This window comes from Paenibacillus athensensis, assembly GCF_004514475.2.
Lineage (GTDB): Bacteria > Bacillota > Bacilli > Paenibacillales > NBRC-103111 > Paenibacillus_AL > Paenibacillus_AL athensensis.
In genome coordinates this window covers 82,121-105,724 of record NZ_MYFO02000012.1, presented here as the reverse complement: position 1 = coordinate 105,724, position 23,604 = coordinate 82,121, and the positions used below count along the sequence as shown (strand labels likewise).

At 55.2% G+C, this 23,604-nt stretch carries 18 protein-coding genes; 4 read left to right on the top strand and 14 right to left on the bottom strand.

Going from position 1 to position 23,604, the window contains the following annotated elements; all coding sequences use genetic code 11:
* Positions 1-39 precede the first annotated feature (39 nt).
* The 5 genes from adhE to mobA all read right to left on the bottom strand — a co-directional run bounded on the left by adhE (position 40) and on the right by mobA (position 6,313).
* Positions 40-2,649: a bifunctional acetaldehyde-CoA/alcohol dehydrogenase gene (gene adhE, locus B5M42_RS19620; protein WP_134752834.1), complete on the bottom strand. Its 2,610-nt coding sequence runs from the start codon at positions 2,647-2,649 to the stop codon at positions 40-42.
* A 344-nt stretch (positions 2,650-2,993) separates the two neighbouring features.
* Positions 2,994-4,649, bottom strand: a complete 1,656-nt coding sequence (locus B5M42_RS19615) for a cbb3-type cytochrome c oxidase subunit I (protein WP_134752832.1) — start codon at positions 4,647-4,649, stop codon at positions 2,994-2,996.
* 17 nt (positions 4,650-4,666) lie between these two features.
* Entirely contained in the window at positions 4,667-5,137 is a 471-nt protein-coding gene (locus B5M42_RS19610; RefSeq protein ID WP_134752830.1) for a cytochrome c oxidase subunit II, read from the bottom strand.
* Positions 5,138-5,181: 44 nt separating this feature from the next.
* Positions 5,182-5,343, bottom strand: a complete 162-nt coding sequence (locus B5M42_RS19605) for a cytochrome c oxidase subunit 2A (protein ID WP_134752828.1) — start codon at positions 5,341-5,343, stop codon at positions 5,182-5,184.
* Positions 5,344-5,455: 112 nt separating this feature from the next.
* Positions 5,456-6,313: a molybdenum cofactor guanylyltransferase gene (mobA, locus tag B5M42_RS19600; RefSeq protein WP_134752826.1), complete on the bottom strand. Its 858-nt coding sequence runs from the start codon at positions 6,311-6,313 to the stop codon at positions 5,456-5,458.
* Positions 6,314-6,563: 250 nt separating this feature from the next.
* On the opposite strand from mobA, the gene B5M42_RS19595 reads away from it, so the two are divergent.
* Positions 6,564-7,286: a Crp/Fnr family transcriptional regulator gene (locus tag B5M42_RS19595; RefSeq protein WP_134752824.1), complete on the top strand. Its 723-nt coding sequence runs from the start codon at positions 6,564-6,566 to the stop codon at positions 7,284-7,286.
* Positions 7,287-7,388: 102 nt separating this feature from the next.
* On the opposite strand, the gene B5M42_RS19590 is transcribed toward B5M42_RS19595, so the two are convergent.
* Together B5M42_RS19590 and B5M42_RS19585 are read right to left on the bottom strand one after the other, a co-directional pair.
* Positions 7,389-7,931, bottom strand: coding sequence for a hemerythrin domain-containing protein (locus tag B5M42_RS19590; RefSeq protein ID WP_167689901.1), 543 nt, complete (start codon positions 7,929-7,931; stop codon positions 7,389-7,391).
* Between the two features lie 227 nt (positions 7,932-8,158).
* The gene (locus tag B5M42_RS19585; RefSeq protein WP_230633030.1) at positions 8,159-8,950 is read right to left on the bottom strand and encodes a DUF817 domain-containing protein; all 792 of its coding nucleotides are present in this window, start codon (positions 8,948-8,950) and stop codon (positions 8,159-8,161) included.
* A gap of 121 nt (positions 8,951-9,071) precedes the next feature.
* Here B5M42_RS19585 and B5M42_RS19580 point away from each other — a divergent pair, with 121 nt between their 5' ends.
* Positions 9,072-10,676: an S-layer homology domain-containing protein gene (locus B5M42_RS19580; protein WP_167689898.1), complete on the top strand. Its 1,605-nt coding sequence runs from the start codon at positions 9,072-9,074 to the stop codon at positions 10,674-10,676.
* 169 nt (positions 10,677-10,845) lie between these two features.
* The gene (locus B5M42_RS19575) at positions 10,846-11,034 is read left to right on the top strand and encodes a hypothetical protein (protein WP_167689896.1); all 189 of its coding nucleotides are present in this window, start codon (positions 10,846-10,848) and stop codon (positions 11,032-11,034) included.
* A 362-nt stretch (positions 11,035-11,396) separates the two neighbouring features.
* Here B5M42_RS19575 and B5M42_RS19570 read toward each other — a convergent pair whose 3' ends face one another.
* Positions 11,397-13,388 (bottom strand): DUF4365 domain-containing protein, encoded by a 1,992-nt coding sequence (locus B5M42_RS19570; RefSeq protein WP_167689894.1) that lies wholly within the window; start codon positions 13,386-13,388, stop codon positions 11,397-11,399.
* A 683-nt stretch (positions 13,389-14,071) separates the two neighbouring features.
* Here B5M42_RS19570 and B5M42_RS19565 point away from each other — a divergent pair.
* Complete coding sequence (locus B5M42_RS19565) at positions 14,072-14,308, top strand: AbrB/MazE/SpoVT family DNA-binding domain-containing protein (RefSeq protein WP_134752816.1); 237 nt, start codon at positions 14,072-14,074, stop codon at positions 14,306-14,308.
* 208 nt (positions 14,309-14,516) lie between these two features.
* Here B5M42_RS19565 and B5M42_RS19560 read toward each other — a convergent pair whose 3' ends face one another.
* The 6 genes from B5M42_RS19560 to B5M42_RS19535 all read right to left on the bottom strand — a co-directional run bounded on the left by B5M42_RS19560 (position 14,517) and on the right by B5M42_RS19535 (position 23,556).
* Entirely contained in the window at positions 14,517-15,719 is a 1,203-nt protein-coding gene (locus B5M42_RS19560; protein ID WP_134752814.1) for a hypothetical protein, read from the bottom strand.
* Positions 15,697-17,622, bottom strand: a complete 1,926-nt coding sequence (locus tag B5M42_RS25620; RefSeq protein WP_134752812.1) for an AAA family ATPase — start codon at positions 17,620-17,622, stop codon at positions 15,697-15,699. The genes B5M42_RS19560 and B5M42_RS25620 overlap by 23 nt, the downstream gene beginning before the upstream one ends.
* A 134-nt stretch (positions 17,623-17,756) precedes the next feature.
* A complete protein-coding gene (locus B5M42_RS19550) occupies positions 17,757-18,434 on the bottom strand; it encodes an ABC transporter ATP-binding protein (RefSeq protein WP_134752810.1) in 678 nt (225 codons plus the stop codon).
* Complete coding sequence (locus B5M42_RS19545) at positions 18,434-19,555, bottom strand: ABC transporter permease (protein WP_134752808.1); 1,122 nt, start codon at positions 19,553-19,555, stop codon at positions 18,434-18,436. The genes B5M42_RS19550 and B5M42_RS19545 overlap by 1 nt, the downstream gene beginning before the upstream one ends.
* 120 nt (positions 19,556-19,675) lie before the next feature.
* Positions 19,676-20,242, bottom strand: a complete 567-nt coding sequence (locus B5M42_RS19540; RefSeq protein ID WP_134752806.1) for a TetR/AcrR family transcriptional regulator — start codon at positions 20,240-20,242, stop codon at positions 19,676-19,678.
* Between the two features lie 170 nt (positions 20,243-20,412).
* Positions 20,413-23,556, bottom strand: coding sequence for an alpha-amylase family protein (locus B5M42_RS19535; RefSeq protein ID WP_134752804.1), 3,144 nt, complete (start codon positions 23,554-23,556; stop codon positions 20,413-20,415).
* Positions 23,557-23,604 lie beyond the last annotated feature (48 nt).

The window sequence follows — 23,604 nt, the reverse complement described above, 5'->3', positions numbered from 1 at the left end:
GTCGCTCTTGCCTCCTTCTCGTGCCGCTGTCCCGGCGCTTTATTCAAATTTGCCGTAAAAGGCGTTGCGGTAAATATCGGCCAGCTCCTTAACCAGCGGCATCCGCGGGTTAGCCGTTGTGCATTGGTCCTCGAAGGCCCGGTCAGCCAAGTAGTCGACCTTCAGCTCAAAGGCGGCGGCGTCAAAGCCGAGGTCCTGGAATCTTTCCGGAATGCCCAACGCCTTGTTCAGCTTGCGGATCGCGTCGATCAGGCTGTTTACGCCTTCTTCGGTCGTGCGGGCCGGCAGGCCAAGCATGCGGGCGATTTCCGCGTAGCGACGGTCGGCGACGAAATGGTCGTATTTCGGGAACGACGTGAATTTTGTCGGCTTCGCCGCATTGTAGCGGATGACGTGCGGCATGAGAATCGCGTTCGTCCGGCCGTGCGCCGTATGGTATTCGCCGCCCCATTTGTGCGCCAGCGAGTGGTTGATACCGAGGAAAGCGTTGGCGAACGCCATGCCGGCAATCGTCGAGGCATTATGCATTTTCTCGCGGGCCAGCGGATCGCCGGTCGCAAACGACGCCTCCAAATATTCAAAAACAAGCTGAATCGCCTTCATCGCCAAGCCGTCCGTATAATCGTTGGCCATCACCGAGACATACGCTTCAATCGCATGCGTCAGCACGTCCATGCCGGTATCGGCGACGGCGGTTTTCGGCAGGCTGTACACATAGTCCGGATCGATAATCGCCACGTCCGGCGTCAGCTCGTAGTCGGCCAGCGGGTATTTCGTATTGCCCTTGGCTTTGTCGGTGATTACGGCAAAGGAGGTGACCTCCGAGCCGGTGCCCGACGTCGTCGGAATGGCGACGAATTTCGCTTTGCGGCCGAGCCGCGGATATTTGTACACCCGTTTGCGGATGTCAAGGAACTTTTGCTTGAGCGCGTCAAAGCTCGTGTCCGGGTATTCGTAGAACAGCCACATCGCTTTGGCTGCGTCCATCGGCGAGCCGCCGCCCAGCGCCACGATGCAATCCGGCTGGAAGCTGTCCATCAGCGCCCGGCCGCGCTCGACCGTATCAACCGATGGATCGGGCTCCACATCGGCAAAAATCTCGATGTACACCGGCTTCGTCCGCTTGCGCAGGTAATATTCGACCCGCTCGACATAGCCGAGCTGGACCATCATCGGATCGGTGACAATCAGCACGCGGCTGATATCGGGCATTTTTTCCAAGTATTGCGTGGCGCCCTTCTCGAAATAAACCTTGGGCGGAATTTTGAACCACTGCATATTGACGGTGCGGTACGCGACCCGCTTGAGATTGATCAGGTTGACGGCGCTGACGTTGGAGGTCGTCGAGTTATGGCCGTAAGAGCCGCAGCCGAGCGTCAGCGACGGCAGGTTCGTATTGTAAATGTCGCCGATCGCGCCATGCGTGGACGGCGAGTTGACGATGATGCGGCCGGTTTGCAGCCGGTCGGAGAACGCCTGAATCACAGCGGCGTCCTGCGAATGGATTACCGAGGAGTGGCCCATGCCGCCGAAGCGGACGATTTCCGCGGCCCGCTCGATACCCGCTTCGGCTGTTTTCACCTTGTAGCAGGCGAGCACGGGACTAAGCTTCTCGGCAGACAGCGGGAACGCTTCGCCGACGCCGTTCAGCTCGGCGACGAGAATTTTCGTATCGGCAGGCACGCTGATGCCGGCCATTTCGGCAATACGCACGGCGGACTGGCCGACGATGACAGCGTTGACTGCGCAGCGGTCCGTGTTAATCACGAGCTTGGAGACGGCTTCGGTTTCCGTTTTATTGAGGAAATAGCAGCCTTGCGCGCTCATCAGCTTTTTGACCTCGGTGTACACCGGCTCTTCGATGATCACCGCTTGCTCGGAGGCGCAAATCATCCCGTTATCGAACGTTTTGGACAAAATCAGGTCGTTGACCGCTTGCGGCAGGTTCGCTGTCTTGTCGATCAGGCACGGCACGTTGCCTGGTCCGACGCCGAGCGCCGGCTTGCCGGTGCTGTAAGCCGACTTGACCATCGAGGAGCCGCCGGTTGCCAGCACAAGCGCCACGTCCGGATGGTTCATCAGCAGCTGCGTCGCTTCGACGGACGGATGCTTGATCCACTGGATGCAATCGGCCGGAGCGCCTGCGGCTACCGCCGCTTCGAGCAGCGTGCTTGCTGCTGCGGAGCTGGACAGTTGCGCCGACGGATGGAAGGCGAAAATAATCGGGTTGCGCGTCTTCGTCGCAATCAGCGATTTGAACATCGTGGTCGATGTCGGATTCGTGACCGGCGTCACCCCGGCGATGATGCCGACCGGCTCGGCGACGGTACGATAATTTTCGTAGCGGTTTTCCTCGATCACGCCGACCGTTTTGATATTTTTAATGCTGTGGTAGATGTATTCGGTGGCGAAAAGATTTTTCGTCATCTTGTCTTCGTACACGCCGCGTCCCGTTTCTTCTACAGCCAGCTTCGCCAGCGACATGTGACGGTCAATGCCGGCGAGCGCCATTTTTTGCACGATCAGATCGACCTGCTCCTGGCTCAGCTCCAGAAAAGCCCGCTGCGCCTCCTTCGCCCGCATTACCAGCTCGTCAACTTCCTTTTGCGCCGCGGCGCGTTCGTTCACTTTATTTTCCTGAATGGACATGTGCGTCACTCCTTTGTCATTGTGCCTGTTAGCGGCTTGCAGCTCGTTCCGCCGCCCGGCTGTGATGTTCTGCTCTTAGCTTACGGCTTTTGCGATAGGGCCACTATGAGAAAAATCACCTGGCGGGTTGTTTTTTCAATGATATTGTGAAAATATTCACAAATATTTCGAAAAGCAAAAGCGGCTGCCTGCAACCGCCTTGCTTTGCTTTGCTTTGCTTTGCTTTGCCTGCCTTGCTTTGCTCTGTTTTGCTTTGCTTTGCTTTGCCTTGCTCTGCTTGCCCTGCCCTGCCTTGCTTTATCTTGCTTTGCCGCGCCCCCGGCGCATCTCTCTCTATATCGCGCCTACCACGTTACATACGTCGGCGACCCTGGTCCGCCGTGCATGATCATATCGGCCAACGGCAGCGTATACGCGATGACGATCAGCGCTACCGAAAGCCCGATCCAGATGCCCCAGCGCTCCAGATACGCCGGCGTCGCTTCCGCCTGCTCCATCGCTTCGCCAAGCGGATACTCGCTTTCGCCCTTGGGCGCTTTTAATAAAGCAAACACGTTGTAGACGATCAGCAGCACGCCAATGAACAAAATCGTTCCGCCAATCGCCATCGCCACCTCATACGGCAGCCAGGACAGCGCTTCGGGGTTGTCCTCGTAGGTCGTGTATGCCGTGCGCCGCGGCGCGCCGAACAAGCCGACCAGATGCATCGCTCCGGACATGAAAAACATGCCGATACACCAGATAATCGTCTGAACAATGCCCAGCTTGTTCATCCGCGGCGTCAGCACGCGGCCCGTGACCAGCGGCAGCAGCCAATAGGTGATGCCAAAAAACGTCAAAGCGACGCTGGTCGCTACGGTCAAATGAAAATGCCCCGTCACCCAAAGCGTGTTGTGTACGACCGCATTCATCTGGTTGCTCGCGTTGACGATGCCGCCTGCACCGGCCGGTATAAAAATCAGCATACCCATAAACGGGGCAAAAAATCGCACATCGCCCCAAGGCAGCTTCCGTAGCCAGCCGAACAAGCCCTTGCCGCCGCGCGCCCGGCCGTTCAGCTCGAACGTCGCGAACAGCGAAAACGCCGTCATCAGCGACGGGATCACGACCATAAACGTGAGCACGACCTGCAGGTATTTCCAAAAAGGGCTGATGCCCGGCTCCATCAACTGATGGTGAAAGCCGACGGGAATCGAGAACAGCAGCAGCAAAATAAACGAAAGTCGGGCCAGCGCGTCGCTGTAGATTTTGCCCCCGATAATTTTCGGAATGATCACATACCAGCACATATACGCCGGCATCAGCCAGAAGTAAACGAGCGGATGACCGAAATACCAGAATAACGTCCGGCTCAGCATCACGTTAATCGTCTCGACCCAGCCGAACGACCACGGAATGAGCTGGATCAGCACCTCGGCAGCAACGCCCAGCGTCGCGATTTGCCACATCAGGAACGTCACAACAGCCATGAAAGCGAACAGCGGCGAAATCTTGCCGCGATGCGTGCGTTTCCAATACGTGTATTGATAAAAAATGCCCCAGCCGCTGATCCAGCTGCCAATCACCAGCAGCGCCAGCGCAATGTAGAAATATGGCGACGCCTTCAGCGGCGCATAAAACGTATACAGCACGCTCGCTTTGCCGCTCAAAATCATCACCGTGCCCAGCGCCGTGCCCGCCCCCATCAGCCCGAAGCCAGCCCAGCCCATGCGCAGCACAACCGGCAGCAGCTTGCCGCCCAGCGTATGTGAAATGCCTGAATACAGGAATCCCACGATAAAAAACGTCGTAAACACAATCGCCATCAGCACGCCGTGCGCCGTCAGCAGCTCATAGTAGCCGACTGCAGCCGGCAGCTTGATCGAGCCGCTGCGCACCAGGCTTTGCAGCAAGCCCGCAACGCCGCCGAGAAGCAGCGCGACGAACGCGGTAAGAATATGCGCAACGACAAGCTTGCCGTCCCGCAGGTTGAATCCGGTAGGCTGTACACCTGCATTCATAAAGGCCGCTCCTCTCTTTATTTCACGATAATTTTCGTCTTCATCCATTCATGCGCCCCGCCGCAATACTCGTTGCAAAGCACGAGAAATTCGCCCGGTTCGGTGAACGTATGCGTAATCTGGCTGATCTCTCCGGGCACAATCATCATGTTGACATTCGTACCGGGGATCGCAAATCCGTGCACCACATCTTTACTCGTCACGGTAAAATGCACCGTCGCCCCTGCGGGAATCTCCATATTGTCCGGCGCATAGCCGAAGGTGAACGCGGTCATAACCGCCTCGTATTCGTTGTCGCCAATCTTCGTCAAGCCCGGCTTATCGAACGGCGCCGTCGTATCGACTTGGGTCGGATCGATGCGGTGATGGTGCTCGCTCGGCGGCTTCGTGCCCATCGCAAAGGCGGAGACGCCCAGCACGGCCAAAAACACAAACAGCATCGTAATGCCCACAGTGAGCCAAATTTTTTCCAAACGGTGAATATGCATCGCTATCGACCTGCTTTCCTCAGCTAATTTACAGCTATCCGGCGCTATTGCCGCGCCATAAACAATACAAATACAGCGACCCACGTCACTGCCACAAATACGCCTAGCAGCAGCACTGCCGCGAACGTGCCGCGCAGCGACGGCTCCACTTCGCCCCGTTGCCCGTCCGCTGCTCCTGCCCGGCCTTCCGCTCCCCGCTTGCTCATTGTTGCTCCACCTCCCGCCGGTTGTTTGTTGCCTTGCCCCTATTGTAGAGGCCGGAGCCGGCCGGGGTTGTGATTTTGCTCACAGCCGCCTCCGGCAATCGTGAACATTCGGTTACAGCCGGCCTCCGTCGGGCTGACCGCTTGGCGCGTCGGCGCTGTCGGCTGCCGTGCCGTCGGCGAACAGCTCGGCTGCGGCTGCGCTCGCGGCGAGTCCTCCGGCTGCGATTGCACCGCCAGCCAATCCGCCGTCCGTCGCGACGACGCGCTCGCGGCTCACTGGCGGCGCGGGCCGGTCGGCCGCTCCTTCGACCGCCCCTGCAGCCGCCGCACCGTCCCCCGCCCTTACCTCGCTATCGCCCCCTGCGGCTTCGCCCGCCTCGGCCTCGCGCACCAGCCGCGCATAGTCGCTCGGCGTCTTCACGCTGGCGACAAAATTCAGCGGCACGCCGCGCTCGCGGAAGCTCGCATCGCCGAGCTCGCTCCAGAACAGGCGGCGCAGCAGCGCGGCCGCGCGCGTCTCGCCCGCCTCCAGCAGCGCTGCTGCCTGGTCGCGGCAGCCGCGGGCGTACACGCCGTGCAGCGGGTACAAGCCGCCCTGCACGAGCGGAATCGCCGCGTCAAGGCCGAGCCGCAGATGCGCCAGCAGCAGCGCCGCCGCTTCGCTCGACACGAACGGCATGTCGCCGCCGACGATCCATACCGCCTCGTGGCGGGCCAGCGACAAGCCGGCGTGCATGCCGCCCAGCGCTCCCGCCTGCGGGTAAAAATCCGTGATCAGCCGATCGCCCCGCTCCAGCACCGGCAGCAGCGGCTTGGGATCGTCGGTCACTACAATCAGCTCATCGCACAGCCGCCGCATCCGGTCAAGCTGCCCGGCAATAAGCGGCCGGCCGCAGAACGGCAGCAGCGCCTTGCGCTCGCCCGCCATCCGCTTGCTCACACCGCCGGCCAATATGACGCCGCTCAGCATAACGCATCCCCCCCTTTGCCTTGCTTGCTTTCGTTCGTCCAGCCCCACTGTACGCCAAACCGTTACGCCTGTATGTGATCTATATCACTGACCGCCCGCTCCTTCCGCCAGCAACGGCCAGCGACGGGTAGCTGCCGGCAGCCTTCGACAGAAGCCGCTCGCGCGCTCTGCCTGTGACATCGGTCACACCTGAACGCGCCGCAACGCGTTACAATCGGTGCATCCGCATATTCGCGAAGGAGGATGGGACATGGGCCCTACGGAACCGGCGGGCGGGAGCGCCGTCCGCAATACGGATTGCTTTTCGCCCGAATGCTTGAACAAGCTCAAAGACATCATGTATGAAATGAAGGCGCCCGCAGGCTCGCATCTGTTCTGGGAGGGCGACCCGGCCGACAAGCTGTATTACATCCAAAGCGGCCGCGTCAATATAACCAAGTCGTCGGACGAGGGTCGACATTTCATTTTGTATATGTATCAGGAAGGGGATATGCTCGGACAGGTTGACCCGTTTCGCCGCTCCGAGCACGCCTTTAACGCCGAGGTGGCCGAAGACAGCGTCATTGGCGTCCTACAGCAGAAGGACCTGGAAATTCTCCTGTGGCAGCACGGCGAGCTGGCCGTGGAATTCATGAAGTGGATGGGACTTGTCCACCGGATGACGCAGACCAAATTCCGCGATCTGATGATGTTCGGCAAACACGGCGCCTTGTGCTGGCTGCTGATTCGCTTGACCAACTCCTGCGGCCGCCCGCAGCCCGACGGCTCCATCCTGATTGATAAAAAGCTGACCAACACCGTGCTGGCCGACATGATCGGCGCCACGCGGGAAAGCGTCAACCGGATGCTGGGCGAGCTGAAAAAAGCAAACGCCGTCAGCTTCGAGAACGGCCTTCTCATCGTCGCCGACGTCCATTACCTCAAGGACATCTGCCACTGCGAGAATTGCCCGAAGGATATTTGCCGCAAGTAGCCAGCCGCGGCTTGCGTCTCGCACACGCACAAGACAAAAAAGCTTGCTTTCGCTCCAACGGCATCCGTTGCGGCAAAGCAAGCTTTTTCTTTTATTTAACGCTTAGGAATAAAAGTAATCGAGGTCCTTGAGCAGCTGATCGGTCATCGGGAACACCAGCTCTTCCTCAAGCGTGAAATGCTCCGACAGGATCAGGCAGGCCTGAATGAGCTGCGCAGCCATTTCCTTCATAAAGCCTTCTTCGATCGGCTCCGCCATCCCGTTGACTCCGTCGATGAACGACTGTACGAACAACCGGGCCAGCTCGTGATCCTTTTCCATCACCCAGATGGAAGGCGTAATCGACGGCAACAGCTTGCGATTGAAATACAACTGCAGCACCGGGAACAGCTCCTCCTCCTCCCATTTCGAGTGGCGGTCCAAATCCTCGGTAATCAGCAGCACCCGATCCTGCAGCTCGATCAGTCGGCACGGCCCGCTGGCGCAATCCTGCGCCGCATACAGCTCGCCTGCCAGCTGGCGAATTTCCTTGAGCTGCTGCTGCAGCACCGCATGCTCCACCTTCAATCGGTCCACCATCGTCAAAAATGCCGTCGGATGCGCCGCATGCTCCGATACGGTCTGCCCGTGCAACCTCGTCTCCATCGCGATTCCTCCTTGCGTCTCACAGCCCCGTCCGGGGCGTAACTGGCTTCCTGCTTTCAAGTGTATGCGAAGTGAGGCCGTTTCGATGTGAGGTACGTCACAAGTTGTGAAAAAAAAGTAAAGACAGCCGCTGCACACGGCTGCCTCCTCCCGCTCCCCAGTCTCTGGAGTCCTCTGCCCGATCTGCCGCTCCATCCCACCTGTCTTTTCCGCCGCTCGCCAAGCCGTTATGTGCCGGGATCAGCCGGACCGCTCGGGCCCAGCCCTTCCTTCACATGCTTGAGCTGCGCCACGATCATAAAGCTGACGATCACGAGCAGTCCCCACGAGCTGAGCTTGCCCAGCGACACGAGCCGCCAGCCGGCCTGCTGGTTCGGGTACTGCCACGCGCCAAGCAGCGTGCCGATATTTTCCGCAATCCAAATGAAGAAACCGATCAGCAGAAACGACACATTCAACGGCATCCGGTAAGCCACCCGGCGGACATGGAACACGACCTGCGTGCGGAAAAACACCACGAACAGCAGCCCCGTCAGCACCCAGCGGAAATCATAGATATAATGATGCGTCATGAAATTCAAATAAATCGCTGCGCCCAGCGGCACAATCCACACCGGACGCGGCCAGCGGATCAGCTCCACGTCCAGCCGACGCCACGCCTGACACAAATAACTCGCTACGCTGGCGTACATAAAGCCGCTATACAGCGGCACGCCACCCAGCTTCGTCCAGCCCGGCTGCGGGTACTGCCAGGAGCCCATGTGCACCTTGAACAGCTCCAGCGCCAGACCGATGAGATGGAACACGCAAATAACCTTGAGCTCATCCAGCGTCTCCAGCCCGCTTCTCACCATCCAGATCTGTATAGCGATGCAATAAATCAGAATCAGATCGTAGGCCGGAATCCCCGGCACATGCACCAGCTTCAACGCCAGCAAACCGACGAAAATCAACGCGGGAAACAGACAGGACAATGCCTGCTGCCACCCGAAATGCACCAGTTGTCCCCACATTCTCACAGCGGCTTCCACACCCTTCAAAAAAAGTTCAAGCGATATTTTTCCATATGCGTTTCATTCTAAATCTTGTGGGGTAGTAACACTCATGCACAACACAAACGAAATAATCGGGAGGATGAAGATGATGAAAAAAAGTTTAGGTGTATTGCTCGGTTCAGCTTTGGCAGTAACGATGTTGTCCACGGGGGCGTTTGCCAAATCGTCCGAAAATTTCTCGGACCTCGGCGGTCTCGACGCTTCCACGAAAATGAAATTCGACGCAATGATCAGCTCCGGCGCATTTGACGGCGTCAGCGCCAACTGGTTCGGCGTCAACGACAGCATGAATCGCGCTCAATTCGCCAAAGCGGCAGCAGCCGTTATGGGCCTGCCGGTGAACACGGAGCTGCGGCTGTCCAGCTTCACCGACGTGATGTACACCGATACGGCCAACGGTTACGCGCTGCCGTATATTGAAGCCCTGAAGGAAGCCGGCGTAGCCGACGGCACCGTAAACGGCAAATATGATCCAACTGCAAAAGTCACAAAAGAACAGCTCGCAGCCTTCCTGGTACGCATGCTGGGCAAAGACAGCGAAGCCGCTGCAGCAGGCGGTTCCGATCCGACCGTATCCGATTGGGCCCAAGGCTATGTGACCATCGCCAAAAAATGGAACCTGCTCGATAACGAAGGCGCAGCCAACTTTAACGGAACGTGGCCGGCTTCCCGCAAGCAGCTCGTAACCAGCGCCTACGACGCAGAACAATTGTACATACAAATGAGCAAAACGTCTATCGTGAGCGCAAAAGTAACCGGCGCCCGCGAAGTCACCGTCAACTTCAACAAAGCCGTAGACGGCAAACAGCTGCAAGTCACGTTGTGGAAAAGCAACATGAACATCAGCGCCAAAGCGATGTGGGCAATGGACGGCAAGTCCGTGACACTGACCACCGACAATGCGCTGGACGCGGGCCAATATGCGGTAAATGTCGCCGGTTTGGACGCAGCTACCGCAGGCCGCACGCAGCAAACCCTGCTGGCTGACGACGAGCGCGTCGTATCGCTGAGCTTCGAGAACACCAACGGCATGATTGCCAATAGCGTGAGCACAGCGCTGCGCGTCAAAGCCGTCAACCAATACGGCGAAATGACCAACCTGCCGGCCAATCGCTTCAACGCTTTCGTAGCAGGCAAAGCGGCTCTCGATCTGAGCAAGGATGATGAAGGCTTCCTCGTCATTAGAACAGACGTTGCCAACAACGCCGCAGTTCAAGCTTCCGGCATGCTCACCGTCAACGTGAACACCACCGACAACAGCATGACGCTGACGCAAAGCTTCAAAGTCGGCGACGCGCCTAAGCTGGCCGCAGTCCGCGCCCACAAAATCTCCTACTCAAGCGATAGCTGGACACTGGAGAAAGAAGGCGACACCGCCACGATCACGATGCTGCTGTTTGACCAATACGGCAACCCGATCGACCGCGCCCAATTCGATCGCAGCGAGCTGATGCCAAGCAGCATCAACCCGATGCTCGTCCTCAACGGCCAATACGTGGAAATCGTGAAAACCGGCAGCGCCTACGGCGTGGACGATTTCTTCGAAACCGACGGCGGTCCTCGCTTCCGCGTGAAGCTGGTTAACTCGCCAGTCGAGAACGTAGAGTCCTCCATCGACATTTACGGCGGCAGCTCCAGCCCTTCGCGCGCTACAGTGAGCGTTGACGCCAGCGAGCTGGCTGCGAAGTAAGCGGCAGCTGAATATTATAACACGGGCTATTCCAAAAAAATTAAAACCTCCAATCCCACTTACTCAGTGGTTTTGGAGGTTTTTTCGCTCTGATTTGGGACTTATCCAGAGGTAGATGATTTTGCTTTTAAAACGGGATATAATGACAACAAAGCAGGAGGGATATAAAATGATCGCATTTTCGGATAAATACGCCTTGACCAAACCACAAAGCTTGTTTCTGGCCAAAAAAAAGTGGGACGAAAATATATATTGCGGAATGAAGATGGAGAACCGGAACATTACCTTTCCGCAAAATATGAGAGATGCTTGGCGTTATTTGGTAAACGCGAGAGAAGATCTTCCCAAAAGCGAATGAAGGCTGCCACGTCGGAAGAAGATGGGTAGACGTTCTTTAGATTCAAGTTTTTGCAACTCTTCAAAGGAAAATAGACTTTCTTGGAGAATATACAAGTGACTTCACTTCCTTGGTTGTTTTCGGGTTTGGTCGCTTGAAAACTTCTCCAAGTTGGGGTGAAGTCCCTTTTTTATGTTCAAAAACCCTTGTCTAGCAAGGGCTCAGAATTATGCAAAATGCTCAAATATAAGAGACGTTGATAACTTGATTATGAGGGGATACTACAACTTTGAGGATAGTTTAGAATCCCCCATTTGCATAATGTTAATCAAGACTACTTTTCGCGTTTGAAAGGAATATCATCCGTTAACTTAAATCTTTAATTAACTTATAGGTTCTCGAGCATTACATTGTCTACAAAAATTTGATTTAAATAACCTTGCTAATTCATCACGACTTTGTCCAATTAATGATTGATGTCCAAATTTTTCGCATATAATTATTCTGTCAGGATTAACCAAAAATTTATTTTGAAGTTCTTTATTAACGCTTAAATCTTGCCTTGTTCCAATATGCTCGCAAAATTGAAATCTGTCTATTTCATCCTGTTGCAACCATCGATATTCATTTAAAACATTTGGGAATCTATCATTTGGAATTTCTAATAATTCAATCATTTGCCGAGCATACTTTTCAATTTCGGCATCCGACAATACTGAAAGTTTTCTTTTACTTTTAGATTCTGCTTGAGCCATACTTGCATAATTAAAAACATAATATCCATCTAGAAATAATTTGCAGTATGTTACAATCTCCAAAACTCCTATGCCCTCTGCATTTAACATGACTTGTTGAACTAATTCAGTTGCTTGTTCGACTAGTCCTAGTCCCATATAACATTCCGCTAAAGACATTTGTGCGCGGAATAATTCGTGCAAATAACCACCTTGTTCTAAAACTACTGCTCCGTGTTCCAATGACTCCTTCATTGAATGGAGTAATGAATTAGTCTCAGTAGTTAGATCTTTGTACATTCGAGTTTGTGCAATAAATTGAAGTTGAATACTTGCAAATATGGTACTAGCACGTGCTCTACTTACTTCATCCTCAATTGAAATAAATATTGATCTGAAATTCAGCATCCATTTTTCAATCTTTTGGATTATTAATTGTGCCGCATGAATCCGTTTCTGCTGAGGAATGGGATAACCGATTGTTTCTCTACCTTCCAGATTAAACTTACTAAATTGAAGCTCTCTTAATATTTGAAATCCAATTATTTCCCATTCAACTAAATCAACAAATTTTACTAACATTGATTCAGGAGTATGTATTTGCTTAACTGTTCTCATTAACGCTTGAAATGAATCAGTTAACTCTCTATAGCTATCCTTTAAAGTCATATCTGCAGTAATCAATTCTTCTCTCAATCTAAATAACCTATGTTGTAATGTTATCTGGTTGTGAGGATATTTTTTTTGAAATGAATTAAATAGTTCGTTATACATTTCAACACTGCACATGTTGAGTAAGTACTTTAACGAAATATCTAAATATTCTGCCAATTCTTTCTCAGTCTCATCTAGTTTTAGTTTTGTTATCCCTTTCGGCAGCCAAGAATAGGCATCATAATACTCTCCATTGTTATATTTAATATAAGCAACAGTTAGAGAATACTCCGGATCAGATTTGAACTGTAACGGAATTTGAGAAATCCACTCATTAAGAAACGCAAATTTGCCTTCATTAGCTAGCGGATATCCATATCGCTTTACATATTCAACCAGCGTATCTGAACTCATCACTTTTTGTTCCTGTACATTTACTAGAATATTTGTCGCGGTAGATTTCGATAGTTTTAAATTATCTGAGATTTGCGTTGCTATAGAGCACTTTATCCTAATATCATTATGTATCTCTTCGAAAGCAAGGTCATCTAACTTCTTGATAAAATGAAAATTAACTGTTTTTTGATCTGTTGTTGTAATATCAATTTCTTTAGAAGCCGAAAAATTCACTATCTCAGAGATCCACTCCCAAAGAAATATTTTTTCGTGTTCTAAGAATATGACAAACATCGAGCTTGGTTGATTTCTCAAGTAATTCAACGTCTTTATTGGAACTGAGAATGGTAGATAAGAATTATTAAGCCTCGAACTGGTGCATTTTAATTGTATGTGTGATCTAAAGTTGGACATTCGTGTACCCTGCAACTTCAATTCAATTACCTTGTCGACTCCATAATCCCCACCATCTTCATTTCTAACAAGAAATAAGTGGTCTGGAACAATTATGTCAAACATCGCTTTGGATCGCCTTTCTTGATTATGAGTTTCAGGCGATTCCGGTAGATTACCCTCTGAACGATGATCCATTGACATGTCCTCCAACAAATGTTGTAATCAAAAACAATGCACGCCTATATATTAGCTCACAAAAAAGACAACTCAAAAAGAAGCGCAGAGTTATCTAGAGGCATTGCAATTTTGAATTACTATTTAATATAACAATGAACGCAAGCTTTGTCCACAGAGACCTTCTTCTCTTTCGGCTTGAATTCAACAAATTGCTCATGGTTGCTTCCAGGTAACATCGAATTGTGCTGCAACTAAAATTAGAATTCAATATAATCTTATTGCGCAGTCATACGATCACCTTATTAATATACGAAAGACCACCTTCATCCAGCTCAAAGGTGGTCTTTCACGCCGATTTATTGCTGATTCCCATGTGATTAAGTTTACTTAGTAAAAAACACAACACCGGATTATTCTCCACATACGTATACAAGTTCAAGCTCAGCGGATTATCAATCTGCCCCTCATAGCTATCTTCACTAATAAATCTTCCCATTACCGTGCCATAACTACGTATATCCCTAGGATATTGCAAATTTGTGTTGAACTACTCTCTTTACGCTTTCAAGCTTCACTCTCGCCCCCTCCCCCCCACATTTCATATCCTGCTAAATAGAGGGATTGCCGCAACGATGTGGAATATATCCTAATATGAAGGTGGCCGCGATTCGGCCACATCCAATCGACAGGAGGCCTAGCCTATGAAATCCACCGGGATCGTAAGAAAAGTCGATGAATTGGGACGTATCGTATTACCGATTGAGCTGCGCCGCACCTTGCATATTGAAATCGGAGACGCCGTCGAAGTGTACGTCGATCCGGACCGCATCACCCTCAAAAAATATATGCCCGCCTGCTTGTTTTGCGGCAATGTCGAGAACACGACGTATTTCAAGGGCAAGCTCGTTTGCCAGGCCTGCATCGAAGACTTGCAATAATATACGGAACAGCGATATTCTCCAGCCTCGAACGCTCTACTGGGTTTTCCAACAAGACCCGTACAGCGCTTTGCGCAGCAAAAAACCTTCGCCCGCTCCAGCGGGCAGAAGGTTTCTTTGTGTCGTCGCGCGGTTCCGCACAGTCCCTGGCGACCACCCGGCGTTGCTATCTCCGTTCGACTGGCGGAAGCCCTAGCCCGCCCGCCTTTTACAGCGTAATGCCAAATTCGCGCGCAACATCGCGCGTCAGCTTCGACAGCACGCGTTTCTCCGCCTCCTCGGTGTGCATGAAGTTGCCGAACACCAGCCGGGCCAAATGCTCCTTAGTCGGAAACAGGTGCGGAAACTGCCGCTGCATCGCGTCCAGCTTGGCATCATTGTACCAAATGGATTTCAAAATAATTTCCTGCACGTAATCCCCGTGACTCGCATACAGCGATTTCAGCTTGAAAATCCGCTTGTGGTTGTTCACCCGCCGCAGCAGCCGCTTGAGCTCGTCCCGGTCAAGCCGCCTGCGCACAGCCGGATCGAGCAGCAGCTCCACACGCAAATCCCCCTGCTCCCGGTACCACATTTTCAAATAATCCAGCTTGCCCTTCCCGGCCGGGAACTTGACGGTAAACCGCACATCGTCCCCGAAGCCGCCCTCATACGGATGAATATGATCGTCCCACGTAAACATCTGGTTGCGCTTGAGGCTGGCGTTGCAGACGCTGCAGCTTGGAATCAGGTTATAAAGCGATACGGCCAAATACGGAAAATGCGACTGGGCAAAAAAATGATCGAGCTGCGGGCGCGCCCGGCCCTTCTCACCGAGCACCGGCTCCACCACCGTGATATATTGGCGGTTGCAATACGGACAGACCGGGATGCGCAGCCGCTTCACCAGCGCGTACGCGCCCCATTCCTCATCTTCGTACCTGTCGCAAAAATCGTCATAGTTAAACACCGATTGGATTTTGCCCAACAGCCCCTCGATCCGTCCTGTCTCCTGCTGCAGCGTCCGGTACTGGTCCAGCAGCGCCTGCTTGCCGTCCAAAGCCCGGCGAATGTCTTCGGCCGCATGTCGGTGCGGCTCCGCCGTCAAGCGGTCATGATGCTCGGCTGCTTGTTCGAAGCGTTTTTTTACGCTTTTGGTTTCACGTTTGAGCGGCGTCAAGCTGGCAAGCCACTGATGAATGTCCGGGTGGGTGGCGCGCGCCTCCACCGTAAGCTCATGCAGGCGCGCTGGCCGGGCTGTGATCAGCTCCGGCGCACGGTCATGCAGCCAGGCAAAAAACGCCCGTTCTACCGCATCCGGCTCCCGTTGCGCCAGCCGTTCCAGCTTCCGCTCGAAGCCGCAACCGACGAAATAATCGCGATAGTGTGTATCGGCGATTGCCGGCAGGTCAGTTCGCTCGATTTTGATCACGTTGCCACCGCTCCAATTCATCCAGACGTAACTTCAATGACGCGATCTCTCGTTCGACGCCAAAATCGCGCACGGCCAGCTTGTCCCGCAGCATCTGGGCTATTTTATGGCGAATGACCGGCTCGCCGATCATGTTCAGCACCGTCTCCAGCCGCTCGCGCTGCTCGTACGCTACTTGCGCGCTTTCGTGGACGAGCACGTGAATCACCTCATTGATTTTGCGCTTGGCAAACGCCCCGATCAGCCCTTCCTGCATAAAAAAAGAATGCGCCAGCAGCGTATGAATATTGGCCGCAAACGTCTGCGGCTGTTCATCCAGGCTGTCCAGCACCCGGCAGCCGTCTGCGCTGCGCTGCAAATAAATAACACTGGCGTTCGGCAAATCCGACACGACAAAAGGCGAATTCGACGTCAGCACGAGCTGCACCTTGCGATTGGACGGATCGAACAAATGCGGCAGCATCTGCAGCAGGTTATCGATGAATTGCTGCTGCCAATGGGGATGCATATAGATGTCGCCTTCGTCGATCAGCAGCACCACATCAAGCGGCGCTTCTTCTCTGATAAAGCCGGCGACGTAATGCAGGCGGGAGTAAATGTTGAACAGCGCCTTTTGTCCGCTGCTCAAATCGCGCCACATGAAGCGAAACAGCTCGTGCTCGCCCGAAGCTGCTTCGCACAATCCAAGAAATTCCTGCACGCCTGCGTTTCCAAGCTTGTCCAGATCCAGCATGAAATACGGCGTCTGGTTGTCGTCGAATTTCAGCGGCGACTCGCTCAATTGCTTGTACAGCATCCGCGTCAAGCCCAGCATCGGCTCAAACAATGCGGTCAGCTCCAGCGTATCGGCGTAATGGTGCATGCGAAGCGCTGTAAACAGCTCCTCCAGCAAATATTCAAAATCGGCCAACGGGACTGGCGCAGGAACAAAATCCGGATGCGGAACCACGACCGGCCGCTTCGGCACATCGATATCCACAAATTGAAGAAAAAATGGCGAAGCTAACAGTTCGTCCGTCAGATGCTCCAGCATAAACCGCAGGAAATACAAATGCGAATTGTCAGGCTCGCGCTTGGCGGCAGCAGCCCGTTGCTCTACGAACGCATTGCTCAGCGTAATGATTGATTGGGCCAGCGGATAATTGCGGTAGCGCGGCTCGTTTAACCTCGACCAATGCGCGGATCTGTTGATGTACACCTGAAGCTGGCGCGGCGTGTCAAACGGCAAACGGTGATTGCCGACAAATTGCGAAAACAGCACCTGCCGCTTCACATCGCCAAAGCGGTGACGGCTGCCCTCGCGCGGGATCGGCGCCGCGTCGCTTCTCCTTTTTTCATCAACAAGGTAGTTGGTCGATACATTCAGCAGGTTAGGCCCGGCCGGCTCGCGTTTGCCGTCGTAAACATTCGACAGAAACACAAACCGCGTATGCTGCAAATTGACAATAGCGCCCGGCTCCAAGCTTACGGGCCGCTCTGCGGCAAATTCCGTGCCTTCCGCCTTCTGCACCTCCAGCCGCAAAGCCGGATGCCGATAAATGCGATGCAGGTCTCCCTCTTCGCCCCGCTCGCGAAGCACGTAGACGAATCGCGATTCGGCCAACGCTTCGTCCGACAGCTGCTCGCGGTCGACTAGCCGTTCCTTGATATAATCGAGAATCGTCGATTTACCCGCCCCATTTTCGCCCACAATCGCCGTAACCTGTCCGACCAAAGCCGGCCCAGGCTCGTCGCCGACACGGAAAAAATCGCGCAAATCATACGAATTCGCCTTCACCTGCAGCGTGTAAACGCCGTTGTCATCGGTTTTGAGCGCATAGCGATAGCGCTGGTCAAAAATCAGCCCCTGCTCGCGTAAGCTGCCGTCCCGATACTGTTCGATCCATAGGTAACAAAGCTCCACTTTTTTTGTCCTCCACACAGGAATTCCCTTTTTATTTTACAGACTTTTTGCAGAAAAAAAAGGCCCCCGCGGTTAGAACCTCTCGCGAGAACCCTGGTGGATGAACACGTGCCCTGTCGGCGCAAGCCGTGTTATTACAAGCTGACCAGCGTACCATCCTCCATGCGGTACACCTTGTCGCAATAGGCGAGCATCCGCTCATCGTGTGTGACCATGACGGCTGCTTTGCCGCGGGACTTGACCTCCTTGGCCATCAGCGCCACAACCTCATGCGCCCGCTTGGTATCAAGACTGGCCGTCGGCTCGTCGGCCAAAATGACGCTCGGGTCGTTGATGAACGCCCGCGCAATCGCCACGCGCTGCTTTTCGCCGCCGGACAGCTCTTCGGGATAGACGGACAGCTTCGTTCCCAGCCCCAGCTCCTCCAGCAAGCGGGCTCCATAGGCCCGGTCAGCTGTCGTAACTTTACCGGCCATTTTCTTCACGACCAGCAGTTGCTCCAGCACCTTCAGATAGGGAACCAGATTGGATGATTGCATGATAAAACCGATATCCTGCAGCCGGATGCGGGCCAGCGCCTTGGCCGAAGCGCCCGAGAAGGCTTGGCCGTTCAAGAGAACCTTTCCTTCCGACGGCGTCAGCAGCGCTCCGGCCACGGAAAGGAAGGTGCTTTTCCCCGAGCCCGACGGACCGACGACGGCAACGAATTCGCCCGGCTGCACGGCGATGGAAACCCGGTTCAGCGCGGCTGTGCGATTGCGGCCTTCCGTGTAATAATGGACAACTTCCTTCATTTCCAGACCATACGTCATCAGTCGGCCCTCCCTAATGCTTGCAGCGGATCAATATGAACGATTTTGCGCACCGACACCAGCGAGCTGAGCACGGCAATCACCAGTAATATCACTGAATAAGCGGCAACCAGCTTCGTATCCAGCAAAAAAGGCATCCCCTTGGGCATAAACGCCGCGGTCACATACGTTAAAGCAATGCCGACGGCAATACTGACCAGTGAAACCACAAACACCTGCGAGACAACAGCCCGGCCGAGAAATCCGCTTCCTGCGCCAATCGCTTTCATGATGCCAAACTGATTCGTTTTTTGCATGGTGAATACATAGAAGAACACGCCGAGCATCACGGCCGAAATAACCAGAAGAAACGCCAGCATCATCATGATCGTGCCGTTTTCTTCTTTATAGCCCGGCATCCCCTTGATCGCAGCTGCGCGAGTCACGGTCTCGGTTCCAGCCAACCGGCTGTCAAGCAATGTTGCGTCGATTTGCTCCCCTTGAAGCATGATCGCGTTGACCGGCTGCGAGATTCCCTTGTCGGCCCCGGGCGCCGCAAACGCAATCGTTCTCCACTTCGGCATTGGCGTAAATACAGACGCGACGTGATTGTAGGTTTGGTTGCTTACGAATCCGACAATCGTCAGCGAGGCCGTCGAGCCATCCAGCCGGAACGTATCGCCAAGCTGGAAGCCCTCGTCCTTCATCGTCCGGTTGACGATAACGCCGTCGGGCCGGTCAGCCGACAAGCCGCTTCCTTCCACAACCGCCGGCTCCAGAAAGCTGCCCGGCTCGATGCCGATCAGCGCGATATCGAGCTTGGTCCCGCCAGCCGCTTCCTCGCCGCGGATTGCCGTCGCCATGCTGCTGCCAATCGGCGAAGCAGCCTTGACGCCGGGCAGCCCGGCAGCCTCTTGCACCCGGTCCGCCGATAGCAGCGACCGACTCATCGAAACGCGAGCGCCTGCCTCGAAGACGGCATAATCGGCCTTCATGTTCTGGAACGTCGACGCCGCGAGCGTTTGCAAGCCGTTGCCAAGCCCCGATAAAATAAAAACCAGCCAAGCAATCAACACAAAAATAAGACCGATCATCGAGAAGCGCAGCCGATATTTGTTCAATTCCCGTAAAGCCAAATACATCGTCAGGACCTCGTTTCTTTTTATGACACATGTGTCATTTTTGGTGGATAACTCTTGCGCTGCAGCTTCTTTATTAAACACCATAATTGACACCTATGTCAATTAAATAAACAGAAACCGTCACCCGCCGGCTCCCTTCAACCACATATCAAACAAAAGCCCGCTCCACTGCGCAAGCGGCAAATTCAACATATTCGGCGCATTGATCAGACTGAACATCACGCTGATTTGCACCGGCAGCGGTACGTCCTTGCGCAATCCCCCTTGGGCGTATGCCCGTTCGAAAATCCGCGACAACTGATCCTTCAGCGTCTCGTGCGCCTGCATAATAAACGCCAAATCCTCTGCGGCTGCAGTGGAATGCCCGGTTCGGATTTTATGCGCGTCGCCCAGCAGCTGATGGAATTCCGCTTCCTCTACGTAGATGTGCAGCAGCTGCCGGAGCGCAGCCATCGCATCTTCTTCGTCGACAGCGGAGGTTTTCTCCAGCACCTTGAGCATCACGCGTTTCATGCAAGCCGTAACAATTTCCTCGCGACTGGAAAAATATTGATAAATCGTGCTGCGCGCGCCGGTCAGATGTCCCGACAGCAGCTTCAGATGAAAGCCGTCATAGCCGTGCTCCAGCAGCAGCTTCTTCGTGATATCCAGCAGCTCGGATTCCGTATAGCTCCGTTTGCGCCCCAACTCCATCATCCCCTAACCGTAAAAAGCCCTAGCCGTATTGTACCAGAAAACAGCCCGGCGGTTAATGGGTTCTCCGACCGGCGCGCTGCATCACCGACCGGAGAAGCCGGAAGCAAAAAGAAAGCCCCGGCTGCTTTCACAGCCGGGGACAGCCTTAATCCAATCAAGCCTTATACCGTTTTCACGACGCATTCGGCAGCCGCTGCCGGCACGACAACGCTCACCTTTACCTCGTGCGGGCGATATACTGCCAGCAATTCGCCACTGGCACGCGTCGCAAACATAACGGTCCGCTCCGACTCCAGCTCAAATGCATAGCTCGCTCCGCTTGTCGGGTCCGTCACCTCGATCTCGGCGTCCGCCGCAAACTCGGAGACGAACACATACAGCGCGCCGTCGCGGAAGCTCAGCTTGCGGCCGTATACGCCCGGCAGCTCGCCGCCGCGCGTCCAGATCAGCTCCGCGCCGACGCCGGCTTGCGCCAGCGCGTGCGCGTACAGCTGAACAAGCGGCTCCGAACGCTCGTTCAGCTCCACCGGCAGCGGGCACCAAATGAGCGCCCCCTGCCCCAGCGGATACGTGCGCACTTCGCTTACGCCCGCCCGTACAGCCGAACCGCCGTCCGACGCGGCGGTTTCCTTGCACGCTTCGGCGATCCGCGCCCCGCCGAACGAAACCGGCAGCTGGCGTCCGCCCAGCGCCAGCATTTCCTCACGCTGCACGTTGCCCAGCACCGTCTCGCCGACGACATCGGTCAGCCGGGCGACCGGCGTCCAATATTCGTCGAGGCCGAGCGGTCCGGTGACCAGCAGCGTGCCGCCCCGCTCGCGCACATGCGTGGTCAGCTTCGCGAGCGCTTCGTCGCTGAAATTGTGCGCGCTAGGCACAATGATCAGCTTCGCGCCGTCCTGGACCAGCGAATCCAGATGATATTCGCCGAGCGCGCGGAACGGCACGTTCATTTCGTACGCGAGCGTGCGCGTCAGCTTCGACGTCGCGTCGAAGGCCAGCTTGCGCGTCGAAAAGTCGTTGGAGTAAGGGAAAACCACGACAACCTCCTCCAGCTTGCGTTCGACGAACAAATCGCGCGCCGCTGCCATAAAGGCCCCGAAATCGTACGAGACGTTCGCTTCCGGCTTCTCCGTGCCGTCCGCCCGCAGCGCGCCGATGTTCGATTCGTTGATATTGTTCATATAGAAGTTAATATTCCAGATCCATTGCACCGCTCCCGCGCCGCCCGTCGAAAAGCTGTAGGCATACTTGCGCTCCAGAATGTTGCGCAGCTCCTCCTCGGAGCGCTTGGCCCGGCCGTCCGGCGTCTCCACATACATGATGCCCGTTTCCTGAATCAGATTCGGCTTATCCGGCGCTTTCGAGAAAATGCCGTCCCAGACGAGCTGGTCCATCAGCCACCAGCTGTGTACTGTCGTATAATCGACCGCCTCGGCGTAAAACAACGGCGACGGACGCTGCGCGCCCAGCCCCTCGTCTTGACCGACCGTCGCCAGCTGACGCGGATTGATGCTGCGGATCGTCGCGATCAGCTCGCGTGCCCAGCGATTGTGCATCTCCATCGTAAACAGCGTGTAGTCCAGCCACGGTCCGCCCTTCTTAGGCAGCGGCTCCGTTGTGTTCAGATTCATATTCGCGGCGTCAGGCAAACGTACGGAAGCAAAATCAGGCAGCTCCAGCGGCGTCATATTCCAGCGCTCCTGCAAGCGGCGGATATCGCCGTGACGCTCCTGCAGCCACTCGACAAAAGCCGCCTGCTCGAAGCGGTCGTGCGCCGACTGCGGACCGCTGAACGGCTTGGCCGGATTGAACATCGAAGGCTCGTTAATCAAATCCCAATGCACGTGCGTCGATGCGGCATGACGGGACACCACCGCGGCGATCAGCCGCTTTTGCGCTTCTACGCTGCGCGGATCGAGATACGGATTTTCTCCCTCCCACGCCTCCGGCGTAAACGCGAAGAAGTTGAACGTGACTTCAAGCCCGTGCTTTTTACAGGTCAAAAAGAACGCGTCGATCGCGCGCAGCACTTCCTCGCTCGGATGTCCGTCGACGAACATCACCTGACGCCATGCCGTCCAGATGCCGGTGCGCAGCAGGTTGATGCCGGCGTGCGCCATTTGGGCCATATCGCGATCCCATACCGCGCAATTCGGCATGAACAAAAACTTGCGCGCCACGTCGCTGGTCATATACGTCATGCCGACAATCGGCAGCGGACGGCCATCTTTAATAAAATAATCGCGCCCGGCCGCCAGCGGCTCGCCTTCGCGCAGCAGCTCGGCGTCGAAGCCCCAGAAGCCTTGCCGGAAGGTCCGCGTCTCGCCTGCCGACGAACGCGCAGCGCACTCGACGCTGTAATAGCCGGGACGCACGTCAAAAGGCAGCGGAATGCGATGGAAGCTCAGCTCGCGCGACGCCGGCAGCGACGCCTCACCGCTCCACACAGCCTCGTCGCCGTGCCGTACCTCAAGAGCGAACGTCCATGAGTCGTTGCCCGCAGCGCCACGCAGCGTTTGCAACTGCAGCTGCAGCGACGCCCGGTCGCCGGGATCGTAGCAGGCGTAGTTTGTTTTCAGCCATATCTCGGTCACGCCGCGTCCGGTATACGCGCTCAAGCGGCCCAGAAGCGCCGCGCCGCCGCCGGCCCAGAAGCGCTCGTCCGCTACCGTATTCATGAAGATCCAGCGCCCGCCGGCAAAATCCCCTTTCGTATTCTCCAACAGGACGACGGGTGCCGCCACCTCGCGGTCAACCGCAGACAGCCCCTTGAGCAGCGGAACGATATGCGCATCCATCGGACCGCTGGAGCCGACGTGGCCCGGATAAGGATGATCGTCGTAACGGGTAACGTGCAGCACAAGACCGACCGTCGGCTGAATGCTGAACAGATCCTCGCTGCCCGACAGCAGCGGCAGGTCGGAGAACGCCTCGTAGCGCGCCACCGGAGCCGGGTCGACTGGCAGCACTTCATGAATTTGCAGCTGCTGGTGATAGCCCGTTTGCTCGGCCTCCAGCTGCCAGGTCCCGCCCTCCCGGTATGCCGGAATGCGGAACGGAGCGCTGCCCGCATGAACCAGACCTTTTCCGCGCTGCAAATGCGCGACAATCGCCGGCCAGGCCGACTTAGGGAAATAACGTCCGTGCAGATGCACGAAGCTGTCGGCTTCGGCCAGCGCGGCGCTCAACGAATCAGCATCGACGACGCGGCCCAACGCATGCAGTGTTTCCCGCTCGCCGGCACCGGGGCGCACTCCTTCAAAGGGAAACGCGGGATCGTAAAAAATAACGGTTTGGGACATGGGTACAGCCTCCTAAGCCATAGATTCATGGGGTCAATTTAATTTCGT

What these genes read in the sequence shown, in the direction of transcription:
- adhE (WP_134752834.1), bottom strand. Translation starts at nt 2,649, where the DNA reads ATGTCCATTCAGGAAAATAAAGTGAACGAACGCGCCGCGGCGCAAAAG.
- B5M42_RS19615 (WP_134752832.1), bottom strand. Translation starts at nt 4,649, where the DNA reads ATGAATGCAGGTGTACAGCCTACCGGATTCAACCTGCGGGACGGCAAG.
- B5M42_RS19610 (WP_134752830.1), bottom strand. Translation starts at nt 5,137, where the DNA reads ATGCATATTCACCGTTTGGAAAAAATTTGGCTCACTGTGGGCATTACG.
- B5M42_RS19605 (WP_134752828.1), bottom strand. Translation starts at nt 5,343, where the DNA reads ATGAGCAAGCGGGGAGCGGAAGGCCGGGCAGGAGCAGCGGACGGGCAA.
- mobA (WP_134752826.1), bottom strand. Translation starts at nt 6,313, where the DNA reads ATGCTGAGCGGCGTCATATTGGCCGGCGGTGTGAGCAAGCGGATGGCG.
- B5M42_RS19595 (WP_134752824.1), top strand. Translation starts at nt 6,564, where the DNA reads ATGGGCCCTACGGAACCGGCGGGCGGGAGCGCCGTCCGCAATACGGAT.
- B5M42_RS19590 (WP_167689901.1), bottom strand. Translation starts at nt 7,931, where the DNA reads ATGGAGACGAGGTTGCACGGGCAGACCGTATCGGAGCATGCGGCGCAT.
- B5M42_RS19580 (WP_167689898.1), top strand. Translation starts at nt 9,072, where the DNA reads ATGATGAAAAAAAGTTTAGGTGTATTGCTCGGTTCAGCTTTGGCAGTA.
- B5M42_RS19575 (WP_167689896.1), top strand. Translation starts at nt 10,846, where the DNA reads ATGATCGCATTTTCGGATAAATACGCCTTGACCAAACCACAAAGCTTG.
- B5M42_RS19570 (WP_167689894.1), bottom strand. Translation starts at nt 13,388, where the DNA reads ATGGATCATCGTTCAGAGGGTAATCTACCGGAATCGCCTGAAACTCAT.
- B5M42_RS19565 (WP_134752816.1), top strand. Translation starts at nt 14,072, where the DNA reads ATGAAATCCACCGGGATCGTAAGAAAAGTCGATGAATTGGGACGTATC.
- B5M42_RS19550 (WP_134752810.1), bottom strand. Translation starts at nt 18,434, where the DNA reads ATGACGTATGGTCTGGAAATGAAGGAAGTTGTCCATTATTACACGGAA.
- B5M42_RS19545 (WP_134752808.1), bottom strand. Translation starts at nt 19,555, where the DNA reads ATGTATTTGGCTTTACGGGAATTGAACAAATATCGGCTGCGCTTCTCG.
- B5M42_RS19535 (WP_134752804.1), bottom strand. Translation starts at nt 23,556, where the DNA reads ATGTCCCAAACCGTTATTTTTTACGATCCCGCGTTTCCCTTTGAAGGA.